Origin of the sequence: Caballeronia sp. LZ034LL, assembly GCF_031451215.1 — a bacterium.
Classification (GTDB): domain Bacteria; phylum Pseudomonadota; class Gammaproteobacteria; order Burkholderiales; family Burkholderiaceae; genus Caballeronia.
This window is the reverse complement of record NZ_JARUXR010000002.1, coordinates 467,424-480,434: the sequence shown is the minus strand read 5'-3', so window position 1 is coordinate 480,434 and position 13,011 is coordinate 467,424. Positions and strand designations below refer to the sequence as shown.

At 65.9% G+C, this 13,011-nt stretch carries 13 protein-coding genes; 4 read left to right on the top strand and 9 right to left on the bottom strand.

Annotated elements, in window-relative coordinates; all coding sequences use genetic code 11:
* Window positions 1-122 precede the first annotated feature (122 nt).
* Window positions 123-569, bottom strand: a complete 447-nt coding sequence (locus QCE83_RS16510; protein ID WP_309812869.1) for an Rrf2 family transcriptional regulator — start codon at window positions 567-569, stop codon at window positions 123-125.
* A 93-nt stretch (window positions 570-662) separates the two neighbouring features.
* Between QCE83_RS16510 and QCE83_RS16505 the strand changes: the two genes are divergently transcribed.
* A complete protein-coding gene (locus tag QCE83_RS16505; protein ID WP_309812867.1) occupies window positions 663-1,568 on the top strand; it encodes an NAD(P)/FAD-dependent oxidoreductase in 906 nt (301 codons plus the stop codon).
* A 15-nt stretch (window positions 1,569-1,583) separates the two neighbouring features.
* Here QCE83_RS16505 and QCE83_RS16500 read toward each other — a convergent pair whose 3' ends face one another.
* Complete coding sequence (locus tag QCE83_RS16500) at window positions 1,584-2,093, bottom strand: XRE family transcriptional regulator (RefSeq protein WP_309815402.1); 510 nt, start codon at window positions 2,091-2,093, stop codon at window positions 1,584-1,586.
* Between the two features lie 150 nt (window positions 2,094-2,243).
* Here QCE83_RS16500 and QCE83_RS16495 point away from each other — a divergent pair, with 150 nt between their 5' ends.
* Window positions 2,244-3,029 (top strand): aldolase, encoded by a 786-nt coding sequence (locus QCE83_RS16495; protein WP_309812864.1) that lies wholly within the window; start codon window positions 2,244-2,246, stop codon window positions 3,027-3,029.
* Window positions 3,030-3,082: 53 nt separating this feature from the next.
* Complete coding sequence (locus QCE83_RS16490; RefSeq protein ID WP_309812861.1) at window positions 3,083-3,970, top strand: dihydrodipicolinate synthase family protein; 888 nt, start codon at window positions 3,083-3,085, stop codon at window positions 3,968-3,970.
* A gap of 8 nt (window positions 3,971-3,978) precedes the next feature.
* Here the strand turns inward: QCE83_RS16490 and QCE83_RS16485 are convergent, their stop codons facing one another.
* Window positions 3,979-5,301, bottom strand: coding sequence for an MFS transporter (locus QCE83_RS16485; protein WP_309812858.1), 1,323 nt, complete (start codon window positions 5,299-5,301; stop codon window positions 3,979-3,981).
* A gap of 61 nt (window positions 5,302-5,362) precedes the next feature.
* On the bottom strand, window positions 5,363-6,445 hold the full coding sequence (locus tag QCE83_RS16480) for a tartrate dehydrogenase (RefSeq protein WP_309812855.1): 1,083 nt from the start codon (window positions 6,443-6,445) through the stop codon (window positions 5,363-5,365).
* A gap of 108 nt (window positions 6,446-6,553) precedes the next feature.
* On the opposite strand from QCE83_RS16480, the gene QCE83_RS16475 reads away from it, so the two are divergent.
* Entirely contained in the window at window positions 6,554-7,480 is a 927-nt protein-coding gene (locus QCE83_RS16475) for a LysR substrate-binding domain-containing protein (RefSeq protein ID WP_309812852.1), read from the top strand.
* Here QCE83_RS16475 and QCE83_RS16470 read toward each other — a convergent pair whose 3' ends face one another.
* From QCE83_RS16470 to QCE83_RS16450, 5 genes are all read right to left on the bottom strand, one after another.
* A complete protein-coding gene (locus tag QCE83_RS16470) occupies window positions 7,481-8,848 on the bottom strand; it encodes a sensor histidine kinase (RefSeq protein WP_309812849.1) in 1,368 nt (455 codons plus the stop codon).
* Entirely contained in the window at window positions 8,829-9,506 is a 678-nt protein-coding gene (locus tag QCE83_RS16465; RefSeq protein ID WP_309812846.1) for a response regulator transcription factor, read from the bottom strand. The genes QCE83_RS16470 and QCE83_RS16465 overlap by 20 nt, the downstream gene beginning before the upstream one ends.
* On the bottom strand, window positions 9,503-10,810 hold the full coding sequence (locus QCE83_RS16460) for an MFS transporter (protein WP_309812840.1): 1,308 nt from the start codon (window positions 10,808-10,810) through the stop codon (window positions 9,503-9,505). Before QCE83_RS16460 ends, QCE83_RS16465 begins: the two co-directional genes overlap by 4 nt.
* Before the next feature lie 82 nt (window positions 10,811-10,892).
* Window positions 10,893-11,882, bottom strand: a complete 990-nt coding sequence (locus tag QCE83_RS16455; RefSeq protein ID WP_309812837.1) for a quinone oxidoreductase — start codon at window positions 11,880-11,882, stop codon at window positions 10,893-10,895.
* Window positions 11,883-11,913: 31 nt separating this feature from the next.
* Window positions 11,914-12,921, bottom strand: coding sequence for an ABC transporter substrate-binding protein (locus tag QCE83_RS16450; RefSeq protein WP_309812834.1), 1,008 nt, complete (start codon window positions 12,919-12,921; stop codon window positions 11,914-11,916).
* Window positions 12,922-13,011 lie beyond the last annotated feature (90 nt).

Genomic DNA, 13,011 nt, shown 5'->3' with positions numbered 1-13,011 from the left:
CGTTGGGAGTGTTACTGGAAGGTTAGTGAACTCTTACATTTGAATCGTCATTTACCGAGCAATAGCATCGACGTTCGTGATGCGGGGAAAAGTTACGAACAGAGAAGGAGATGAAGAAGTTATCAACGCTTGCCAGAAGCCTTCCCGCGCGACACCGGAAGCCTGACGCCGCGCATCAGCGCTGCAAGCGTGAGCTTTTCGAAGCGCGCCAGCATGACCGCTTCGGCATCTTGCAAGGTGGCCGAGAGATGCGCGTTCACGGCCTGTTCGACGAGACATTCCGGATGATCTTCGGAGACCAGATCGGAGAACAGAGGCGGCTCGCCCACCGCCCGATACACATCCAGCAGCGTGATCTTTTCGAGCGGTTGCGCCAGCGCCCATCCTCCGCCGTGCCCCTTCTCCGAGACAACCAGACCGCCGTCCCGCAATCCGCCGAACAAGCGTCTGACCACCACCGCATTCGTGCCAAGCATTTCGCCGAGCGCTTCGGAGGTCAATGGGCCATCCGCCTGCTGCAGGTGAATCAAGGCATGCAGGACGCGTGACAGGCGGCTATCGGTTCTCATGTCGGACGATCATCTCAAGAAACTTTTGAAGTTGCATGAAAGTGTAGCATGCGGCTATCATGAAACTCGTGAAGTTACTTGAGAGGACATCAGATGGAAACGCACTTCGATGTGATCGTGATCGGCGGGAGCTTTGCGGGACTCTCGGCGGCGATGCAGCTGACGCGTGCCAGACGGCGCGTGCTGGTGCTGGACGGAGGGCGGCCGCGCAACCGCTTCGCGCCGCATTCGCACGGCTTCTTCGGACAGGATGGCAAGACGCCGGCCGACATCATCCGCGACGCAACAGCACAGTTGCTGGCCTACCCGACTGCACGAGTCACGATGAGCGAAGCGCTCGCTGCCGAACGCGAAGCCGGACGTTTCGTGGTGACGTGTGCGGATGGAACTTCGTCGAGCGCGGATCGCCTGATCCTGGCTACCGGCGTGCGCGACGACCTGCCTGCTTTACCGGGACTCGAAGCACGCTGGGGACATTCGGTACTGCATTGTCCGTATTGTCACGGCTACGAAGTCGCGGACAAGCAACTGGGCGTGCTGGCGACGCACCCGCTTTCATTCCATCAGGCGATGCTGGTTCCCGACTGGGGACCGACGACATGGTTCACGCAAGGCATCGTCGAACCGACCGCCGACGAAACCGCATTGCTCGAAGCTCGTCATGTGCGGATAGAACGGTCGCGCGTCGTCGAGGTGCTGGGCAATGCGCCGGAGATGACCGGAGTGCGTCTCGCCGATGGCCGCGTCGTCGGCATCGATGCGCTCTTCGTGGCGCCGCGGACGCATCAGGCAAGCCCGCTCGCACAGCAACTCGGATGCGCGCTCAAGGAAGGCGCGCTCGGGCCGTTCCTCGTCGTCGACGACGGCAAGCAGACGAGTGTCCCGGGCGTCTTCGCCGCAGGCGATGCAGCGACGGAGTGGGCCAACGCAACGTTCGCCTCGGCTGCCGGCGTGACGGCGGGCGTCGCCGCGCATCGATCGCTCATCTTCGGGTTGTAGGCCGCAGGCAAACCATCAAAGATCGGTGGCCACGATCAGCAGCACTTCGGCCACCGCCGCACCCACCGAGCGAATCCGGTGCGGAATCTGCGCATTGAAGTAGATGGAGTCGCCCGTCGCGAGCTCGACCTTGTGCGTGGCGAACTCCATTTCTATCTTGCCGCGATGCACGAAGAGAAACTCCTCGCCTTCGTGCTCCTTGAACTCCGTCACCGCGAAGTCCTTCGAAGGCCGGATCACGAACGGCAGCATCCGCTTGTGCCCCGCGCGCGCGGCCAGCACTTCATACGCGGACCCGGCGCCCGCATCGGCCTTGCCCATCGGCACACGGTCTGCCACACGCACGACGGTGATGGCGTCATCGGCGGGGGCATCGTCGAATAGCTGATCCACTTCCACATGCAGCGCCTTCGCGAGCTTCAGCGCCACCGCCACCGACGGCACGCTCAACCCCCGCTCCACCTTCGACAGATAGCTCTTGGTCAGCTCCGTCTGGTCGGCCAGGTCTTGCAGACTCAGGTTCATCTGTCTGCGCAGAATCTTCAAGCGAAACACGGACACGCAAAAAATCCTCGGAATACGGGTTGCAAATGACACGTCGTGTCATATACTACACCCAGAGTCATAGGCGACACCGTGTCGCGACTTCAAGTCCGTATGCTACCCGAGGAATCCATGACTGCTCCCAACACCCTGAACCTCTCGAAGGCCGAACTCGTGTCGCGCTCGCACGAGCGGCTGAACACCTTGAGCGAAGGCACCTGGTCCGTGCGCGAAAAGCTGGCGCTGACCTGCCGCATCCTGTTCGATGGCGGCCACGACTCCGGCCTCGCCGGACAGATCACCGCCCGCGCCGAAGCCCCCGGAACCTACTTCACGCAGCCGCTGGGACAGGGTTTCGACGAGATCACCGCGTCGAATCTGCTGCTCGTCGATCAGGACCTCAACACTTTGGACGGCGCCGGCATTCCCAATCCGGCCAATCGCTTTCACACATGGGTTTATCGCGCGCGGCCTGATGTGAACTGCATCATCCATACGCATCCGCTGCATGTCGCCGCGCTGTCGATGCTCGAAGTGCCCTTGCAGGTCTCGCACATGGACCTGTGTCCGCTCTATGAGGATTGCGCGTTCCTGAAGGACTGGCCCGGCGTGCCCGTGGGCAACGAGGAAGGCGAAATCATCTCGGCTGCGCTGGGCTCGAAGCGCGCGGTATTGCTGTCGCATCACGGCATGCTCGTGACCGGCAAGACCGTCGAGGAAGCCTGCGGACTCGCGCTGCTGATGGAGCGCGCGGCACGCCTGCAACTCGCGGCCATGGCGGCCGGTGAGATCAAACCGATTCCCGCCGAACTCGGCCGCGAAGCGCACGACTGGATCAGCACGCCCAAACGCGATGCCGTCACCTTCGCCTACTACGCCCGCCGCGCGCTGCGCACGCACGGCGACGCACTCAGCTGACGCCGCCTCCATTCAGGCGGGCACATCAACATTCATCTCAAGAGGAAATCAGCATGGCATCGACGTTGTTCAAGGGCATCATTGCCTATCCGGTCACACCGTTTTCCGAGCGGGACGGCGCGCTCGATATCCCCGCGCTCGAACAGGGCATCGAGCGTCTCATCAAGGATGGCGTTCATGCCGTCGCGCCGCTCGGCAGCACGGGCGAAAGCGCGTATCTCAGCGATGCCGAGTGGGACGCGGTCGCCGATAGCTCGCTGCGCGCGGTGAACAAGCGCGTGCCGGTGGTCGTGGGCATCTCGGACCTGACCACGGCGAACGCCGTGCGGCGCGCGCGCTTTGCCGAGCGTGCGGGCGCGGATGCGGTGATGGTCTTGCCCATCTCGTACTGGAAGCTCAACGAGCAGGAGATCTTCGATCACTACGCGGCCATCGCCGGCGCAATCAGCCTGCCGATCATGGTGTACAACAACCCGGCGACGAGCGGCATCGACCTGACGCCGCAGATCATCATGCGGCTGGTGCGCGAGATCGACAACGTGACGATGGTGAAGGAAAGCACCGGCGACATTCAGCGCATGCACGCGTTGTATCGCGCGTCGAACGGCGAGCTGCCGTTCTACAACGGCAGCAATCCGCTGGCGCTGGAAGCGTTGTGCGCGGGTGCGTCGGGCTGGTGTACGGCCGCACCGAACCTGATTCCGCAGCTCACGCTCGACCTGTTCTCAGCCATCACGAAGGGCGCGCTCGATGAAGCCCGCAAGGTGTTCTACAAGCAACTGCCGGTGCTGGAGTTCATCCTCAAGGGCGGCCTGCCGACGACGATCAAGGCCGGCCTGAGAATCCAGGGCTTCGAGGCGGGCATTCCGCGCGCGCCGCTCAAGGCCTTGTCCGAAGCCGAGACGCAACGCCTTGCGGCGCTGCTTCGCGACATCGGCTGACGAGTCGATCAACGCGGCGTCGAACCCGCTGCCGTACTTGCGGCATGCATGTCAGGCCCGCTCTGCTTGCGTGCCAGCAAGAGCGTGATGATCGCGGACAATGCGAGCGTCGCCGCCACCACATAGAGACCCGCTCCATAACCGCCCGTGATCTTCTTCAGCCAGCCGATCGCGGACGGCCCGACGAAGCCGCCGAGATTGCCGATCGAATTGATCATCGCGATGCCCGCCGCCGCGCCCGCGCCGGAAAGGAACGTGCTCGGCATAGCCCACAGCGGCGCCTTGGCCGCGCTGATGCCGACATTCACGAGCACCAGCGCCCCGACGATCGCAAACGCGCTATGGGCATTCGCGGCCAGGATCAGTCCGATGCATGCCAGCACGCACGGCAGCACCACGTGCCATGTGCGTTCCTGCAAGCGGTCGGAGCGCCGCGCCCACCAGATCATCGCGAGCACCGCGATCAACGCGGGAATGGCCGCGAGCAGTCCGGTCTGGAGCGCGCCAAAGCCATACTGGTTGATGATGAGCGGCGCCCACAAGCCGAGCGTATATAAACCCGCCGACGTGCCGAAGTACACCAGCGCCAGCGCAAGCACCCGCACATCGCGCAACGCGGCGAGCGCCGCGCCCGTGTGACCCGCATGCTGGCGGCGCGCGTCGGCTTCCTCGCGCAGACGGTCGATGAGCCAGGTCTTTTCATCGTCGGCGAGCCAGCCTGCTTTCTGCGGCGAATCCGTCAGCGCACGCAGCACGACGAAGCCGAGCACCACGGCAGGCAGCGCTTCGATGATGAACAGCATCTGCCAGTCGGCGAGGCCGAACATCGGCGGCAGTTGCATGATGGCGCCGGAGAGCGGCGAGCCGATGGCCGTCGAGATCGGCGCGGCCGCCATGAACCAGGCGGCGGCCACGGCGCGCTGACGCGTCGGGAACCACTGGCTCAGGTACAGGATGATGCCGGGAAAGAAGCCCGCTTCCGCGATGCCGAGCAGGAAGCGCGACACATAGAAGCTCTGCGGGCCGGCCACGAACGCCGACGCCGCCGACACGATGCCCCAGCTCACCATCACGCGTGCAATCCAGATGCGCGCGCCGACGCGGTCGAGTATCAGGTTCGACGGCACTTCGAACAGAAAATAGCCGATGAAGAACAGCCCGCCGCCGAGCCCGAACGCGGCCGGCGAGAGGCCGATGTCGCGGTTCATCGTCAGCGCCGCGAAGCCGATGTTCACGCGGTCGAGAAAGCTCACGAAATACAGCAGCATGACGAGCGGAATGATGCGCCACATCAGCTTGCGCGATACGCGCGCTTCGATGTCGTTCTGCATGTGTCTCCTCCGGACGAGGCGGCGCCGTGCCCTCGCGGAGCCGGCGCTCGAAAGGAAATGTTCAGGCCGCGGCCGCGACTTTCTGCAGCAACGCGCAGACGGCTTCGGTGACTTGCGCGGTGGTCGCGGTGCCGCCGAGATCGCCGGTATGCAGCGCGGGATTTGCGGTCACCGCTTCCACGGCCTGCATCACGCGTTGCGCGGCCTCGTGCTCGCCGAGATGTTCGAGCAGCATCACCACCGACCAGAACGTGCCGACCGGATTCGCCAGACCCTTGCCCATGATGTCGAAGGCCGAGCCGTGGATCGGCTCGAACATCGACGGATAACGGCGTTCCGGATCGATGTTGCCCGTCGGCGCGATGCCGAGGCTGCCCGCCAGCGCGGCCGCGAGATCGCTGAGAATGTCCGCATGCAGATTGGTCGCGACGATCGTGTCCAGCGACTTCGGCCGATTCACCATGCGCGCCGTGGCGGCATCGACGAGTTCCTTGTCCCACGTCACATCGGGAAACTCGGCGGCGATCTGCGTGGCGATCTCGTCCCACATCACCATCGCGTGACGTTGCGCATTGCTCTTCGTGACCACGGTCAGCAGCTTGCGCGGACGCGACTGCGCCAGCCGGAACGCGTAGCGCATGATGCGCTCGACACCGGCGCGCGTGAGAATGGAAACGTCCGTGGCCGCTTCGATCGGATGCCCTTGATGCACCCGTCCGCCGACACCCGCATATTCCCCTTCCGAGTTCTCGCGCACGATCACCCAGTTCAGGTCGCCGGGACCGCAGCGCTTCAGCGGCGCGTCGATGCCGGGCAGGATGCGCGTCGGCCGCACGTTCGCGTACTGATCGAAGCCCTGGCAGATCTTCAGGCGCAAGCCCCACAGCGTGATGTGATCGGGCACGTCCGGATCGCCCGCCGAGCCGAACAGGATGGCGTCCTTGTCGCGCAGCGCGTCGAGGCCATCGGCGGGCATCATCGCGCCGTGCTGGCGGTAATGATCCGCGCCCCAGTCGAAGTCCTCGAATTCGAAGCGGAACGTGCTGACGGTTTGCGCGAGCGCTTCGAGCACCTGCTTGCCCGCGGGCACGACTTCCTTGCCGATGCCGTCGCCGGGAATGGTCGCGATGCGATAGGTCTTCATGGTGTCTCCATCTATGTCGGGTTCGAGTGGGTTCACTTTACCGAAGCGGGAGTGCATCAACTGGTGCTAGACTCAAGGCATCTTTAACTTTGAGTTGAAAGTGGGGATATGGCAGAGACCGTCCAGGCTGCGGACTTTTCGTTCTTTTCGACGCTGTCGGCTGCGGGTAGCCTGAGCGCCGCGGCGCGCGAGCTGGGCCTCACGGCGGCGGCGGTCAGCAAGCGTCTGGCGCAGATGGAGCAGCGCGCCGGCGTGCCGCTCGTCACGCGTACGACCCGCCGCATGATGCTGACGCCCGAGGGCGAGTTGTATCTGGAACGGGCGCGGCGCATCCTCGACGAGATCGACGAACTCGCCGAACTGCTCGGCAGCGCGCGCAAGAATCCGAAGGGGCTGCTGCGCGTCAACGCGACGCTCGGCTTCGGGCGCAGTCATGTCGGCCCGGCGCTCGCGCGTTTCGTGCGGCAGTATCCGCAGGTGCAGGCGCAGTTGCAGCTGTCGGTGGCGCCGCCCTCGCTCACGGATGACGCCTTCGACGTCTGCATCCGCTTCGGCGAGCCGCCCGATACGCGCGTCGTGGCCCGTAGGCTGGCGGCCAACCGGCGGCTGTTGTGCGCGACGCCGGAGTATCTGCGCGCGCACGGCATGCCGGCCACGCCGCATGACCTGACGCGCCACAACTGCATCGGCATCCGTCAGGGCGACGAAGCCTACGGCGTCTGGCGCCTGACATCCGGACGCGGAAGCGCGCGCAGGACGGAGGCGGTGCGCATCGGCGGGAATCTGACGACGAACGATGGCGAGATCGCCGTGAAATGGGCGCTGGACGGCCACGGCATCCTGATGCGGGCGGAATGGGATATCGCCGAGTATCTGAACGACGGCCGCCTCGTGCCCGTGCTGACCGACTACGAAACGCCCAACGCCGATATCTACGCGGTCTATCTGCAACGTCACCAGATGTCGACGCGGATTCGCGCGTTCGTCGACTTCATGGCGCGCACGTTTCAGGACGGCGGGAGCGGGCGCGGTTAATCACCCCCGCAGGATCACCGTGAACTTGGCGCCCCGCTGCGGCGTGGCTTCACCGATCTCGATCGTCCCTCCATGCGCCCGCACGATCTCCCGCGCGATGGCGAGACCCAACCCGCTGCCCTCTTCCTCCGACGCCCGGAAAAACGGCTCGAACACCCGCTCGCGTAGTTCCGCCGGAATGCCCGGGCCTTCGTCGAGGACGCAGACCTGCACGGCGTCGTCGACACGCCGCGCCTCGACCGTGACGCGCGTGCCGTCGGGCGAATAGCGGATGGCGTTATCGACAAGATTAGAAAGCGCCGCCGACAGCAACGGCTCGCTGCCTCTGACGACGAGCGCGGCATCATCGAAGGATACGGCCAGTTCTATCTCGCGACGGCTCGCCGCCAGCGCCAGCTTCTCCACCGCGCGCGCGATGACCTCCTTCAGGTCGACGGACTCGCGCTCGAAACGCGTGTAATCGGCCGATTCGGCCTGCGCCAGCATCAGCAACTGATTGATGAGCGCGACCATCGCGCGATTGCTGTGATGCATGGCCGCGAGCGTCTCGCGCACTTCGTCGAGATTGTGCTGACGGCGCGCGTACTGAAGCTGCGAGCCGAGCAGCGTGAGCGGCGTGCGGATCTGATGCGCGGCGTCCGCGATGAAGCGCCGCTGCGTCGCGCTCTGCTGCTCGATGACGTCGAGCGACGCGTTGAAGGCCGCGACCAGCGGCTGCAACTCGGCGTGGAGATCGGTGGCGTCGATGCGGTTGCGGCCCTGCCGGGGACGCGCGGTGAGCGCGGCGGCGAGCCGTTCGAGCGGCCTCAGTTCCAGCGCGAGACCCGCGCAGATCAGCGCCATCGCCACGGCGATGCTGCCGAGGATATAGGCGAGTTGCGGCTTCCACAGCGAGGCGACGAGCGCGTCGCGCGCCGCCTGCGTGCGTCCCACGGAGACGACCACCTCGACGGTGCGGCCCGCGTCGAACATCGGGCGCGTCAGCGACACCGCGCGCACCGGCAGTCCGGACACGCGCGCGTCGTACCACTGCGGCAGTCCGGCGAGCGGCAGGCCCGGAAAATCGGACGTGCCCGCGATCACCGCACCGCCTGCAATCTGCACGCGATAAAACACCTGATCGCCCTCCGGCGTGCCGACGATCTGGATCGTGCTCGGCGACACCGACGCCACCAGGTCGTCGCCGCTCCAGCGCACATCGGCGGCGAGCACGCGGGCGGCGGCCAGCAGCGCCGCGTCCTGCAGCAGGTCGGCGGTACGGCGCGCGTTCGCATGCGTGATCCAGGCCGCAATCAGGCCGAAGGCCGTCATCGGCACGATGAACCAGAGCAGCAGCCGCGTGCGCAGGCTACGCGTGCGGCTCTTCATGTTCCAGCAGATAGCCGAGCCCGCGCAGCGTGATGATCGCCGCCGTGCTCTTCTCGATCTTCTTCCTGAGCCGCGAGATATAGATTTCGATGGCATCGCCGCTCGGCGGCGCATCGCGGTCGTCCACCGCTTCCGCCAGCACCGCCTTCGATACGGTGCGTCCGGCCTGCAGGATCAATGCTTCGAGCACCGCGTGCTCGCGCGGCGTGAGCGAGAGCGCGTCGTCGTCGACGAAGAACTGGCGGCGGTCCATGTCGTACAGCAGCGTGCCGCAGCGCAGGCGGTTCGAGCGCACCGGCGCGTGACGCCGCGCCAGCGCCTTGATGCGCGCAACCAGTTCGCGGTCGTCGAAGGGCTTGACGACGTAGTCATCCGCGCCGTCGCTCAGGCAGATGACCTTCTCGCCGATATCGCCCGTGGCCGTCAGCACCAGCACGGGGGTGTCGTTGGCGCCGTCGCGCATGCGCCGCAGCACCGCCTTGCCCGACATCCCCGGCAGGTTGAGGTCCAGCAGCACGACGTCGTAACGTGTGCCGGCGAGCGACGCCTCGGCCGCTTCGCCGTCCGGCGCATGCTCGACGAGAAAGCCCTCGTCGGTCAGGGTTCTCGCGAGCCAGTGCGCCAGTTGATGATTGTCTTCTATCAGCAGCAGTTTCATTGCTCGGTCACGCCGTGCCACCTGTAGCCGTTGCGGGCCTCGCGGGAGCGGTACAGCACCAGTGTCGCCACCGCGCCGCACACGGCCGCCACGGCCATCCACGCGCCGGGCGCGGCCTTGTCGCCGGTGAAGTGAATCAGCGAGGTCGAGATGGCCGGCGTGAAGCCGCCCACCAGCGTGGCGAGGCTATAGGCCATCGAGAAACCGGTCGTGCGCACGTGCGCCGGCATCAGCTCGGTGAGCGCGACCACCATCGCACCGTTGTACCACGCATAGAGCACCGAGAGCCACAGTTCCACCGCCAGCAGGCGCTCGAACGAAGGCGCCGCGACCAGCCATTGCATCGCCGGATAGGCCGTGAGGATGGTCAGCACGGTGAAGAGCAGCAGGATGGGACGGCGTCCGAAACGGTCCGACACCGCGCCCGACACCGGCAGCCAGATCAGGTTCGAGAGACCCACGCAGACGGTGACGATGAGCGAATCCATCGACGACAGATGCAGCACGTTCTTGCCGAAGGTCGGCGTGTAGGTGGTGATCAGATAGAACGATGCCGTGGTCATGATGACGAGCCCCATGCCGCCGAGAATCAGGCCGGCGTTCTGCACCATCGACTTCATGATCTCGCTCATCGACGGATGATGCTTGCGGGCCGCGAACTCGTCGGTCTCGCGCAGCGTGCGGCGGATCAGGAACAGGAACGGCACGATCAGGCAGCCGATCAGGAACGGAATGCGCCAGCCCCAGGCGTTGACATCGGCGGGCGGCAGGGTCTGGTTGAGCAGCACGCCCAGCGATGCCGCGAAGATCACCGCGACCTGCTGGCTGCCCGACTGCCACGAGCAGAAGAAGCCGCGCCGGCCGGGTGTCGCGATCTCGGCGAGATACACCGAGACGCCGCCCAGCTCCACGCCCGCCGAGAAGCCTTGCAGCAGGCGCCCGAACAGCACGACCACCGGCGCCGCGATGCCGATGGCCGCATAACCCGGCACGAGCGCCACGCACGCGGTGCCGACCGCCATCAGCGAGAGCGACAGGATCAGCCCCTTGCGGCGTCCGTGCCGGTCCACGTAGGCGCCGAGCACGAGCGCGCCGATCGGCCGCATCACGAAGCCCGCGCCGAATACCGACAGCGCCAGCAGCAGCGAGACGAATTCGTTCTCGGCCGGAAAGAAGGTATGCGCGATGGCGCTCGCGTAATAGGCGTAGACGGTGAAGTCGTACATCTCCAGGAAATTGCCGCTGACCACGCGAAACACGGAGCGGAACGGCGATTCGGAGCGATTCGGAATATCGGTTTTCATCAGCATCCTCGGATAGCGAAAGGACGAGTTGGAGCACCGGCGACGCTTGGGCGTCGCCGGAAGAATTGGGAAAAGTTGAAACCTAGGCGATCGCCATCACGGCCTTGCCGGACTGACGCCGCTCTTCGAGCGCCGCATGCGCCAGTTCGACGTCGTCCAGCGTGTAGCGGCCGTTGATCTCCACACGCAGCGCGCCCTGCTGGATGGCGGCGAAGACATCGTCGGCGCGGCGCTGCACGGTGGCGGCATCGGCGAGATGGTCGGCGAGGCGCGGGCGCGTCAGGAACAGCGAACCGGCTTCGCCGAGTTCATAAGGATCGAGATCGCGCATCGGGCCTGTCACCGAACCGTAGTTCACCACCAGCCCGCGCACGCGCGTCGCGCGGAAGCTGTCGCGCAAGGTTGTCCTGCCGACGGCGTCGAACACCACGTCGACGCCGCGTCCGTCGGTCAGTTCGCGCACCCGGTCCGCGAAGCCGCCGTGCTCGTAGAGCAGCACGTGATCGGCGCCGCGCTCGCGGGCGATGGCGGCCTTCTCGGCGGTGCTGGTCGTCGCGAACACCTGCACGCCGCGCCGCTTCGCCAGTTGCACGAGCAACTGTCCGATGCCGCCGGACGCCGCATGCACCAGGCAGGTCATGCCGGTTTCGAGTTGCGCGACATCGTCGAGCAGATAGTGCGCCGTGGAACCCTGGAAGATCGCGGCGGCGGCGATGTCGTAGGCGATGCCGTCCGGCAGTCGCGCGAGGCGTGCGGCGGGAATCACCGCATAGTCCGCATACGCGCCCCACGCGATGCACCACGCCACCCGGTCGCCCGGACGGCACGACGTGACGCCCGCGCCGCACTCCACCACCTCGCCCGCGCCTTCCATGCCGAGCGTGCACGGCAGGCGCACGGGATAGGTGCGCGAATCGCGATACTTGCCCTGACGCGTATGGACGTCCATGAAGTTGATGCCCGCCGCGACGACGCGCACCAGCACCTCGCCCGGCCCCGGCTTCGGCACCTCGATCTCGACGCGCCGCAGAACCTCCGGACCGCCGTACTCATGAATCTGAATCGCTCGCATGAGCGTGTCTCCGTTGTGATGTGGAATCGCGTTACTGCGCGGCGGCGACGAAGCGGTCGGTCCACGTGCGCGCGAGATCGACGTGCCGTGCCGATATTTCGGCATCGGCTTCGGCGAGGATCGCGAGCACCGTTGCGGGGGCGTCGGCGGGCATGCGTCCGTCGGTCGAAAAGGCCGGTTTCATGACCGTCAGCGCCTGCCGGTAGATGGCCGGGTTGTCGCCCTTCAGCGCCGCCGGCATCGCGGCCGCGATGTCCTGCACACTGTGCGTCTGGATGAAGCGCAGCGAGGCCAGCATCGCGCGCACCAGACGCGCCGTTTCATCCGGATGGGCGTCGATCCATTCGCGGCGCATGTAGAGACACGCGCCCACGTACGAGCCGCCCAGTTGCGCGCGCGAGTCGGCGATGCTGCGCAAGTCCACCAGCGGCCGCGCCACGCCGCGCGACAGAAGACGCGTGGCGGTGGGTTCCTCGGTCATGGCGGCATCGACTTCACCCGACACGAGCGCCCGCTCGAACGCCGCTTCGGTCGCGAGCGGCACCACGGTGTAAGCCCCGGCCGGCACGCCCGCGCGGGCCGCCAGATAGCGCGTGAGGAAATCCGTCGACGAGCCGAAACCGGTCACGCCGAGCTTGCGGCCTTTGACATCGGCCATGGTGCGCATGGCGCTTGCGCTGCGCGTCAGTTCGATCAGGCCCGCCGAGCGCCCCAGCACGATCACCGACTGCACGTCCATGCCACGGCTTTGCAGACCGATCGTATGGTCATAGAAACCGACTGCGCCCTGAATGGCGCCCGCGACGAGTTCGGTGGACGTGTCGATGCCCGCCGGCGACGACAGCACGCGCACGTCGAGGCCTTCGCGACGGAAGTAGCCGAGCTGGTCGGCGAGCATGACCGGCAGATAGATCAGCTTGGCGACGCCGCCCGTCATCAGCCGGATGGGCTCCGCGCGCGCCGCCTGCGCCGCGCACAGCGCGCTTGCCAAGGCAACGCAGACCAGCCAGCGGGCGAGCGATCGTGCTCGGAACGGCATCGGGAAAGTCTCCTGAACAGCTTCAAGGCGCTTGCCGAAACAATCGCCTGCAATGTCAGGAAGTATAAAAAACCGTGCCCTTCTGAAAGC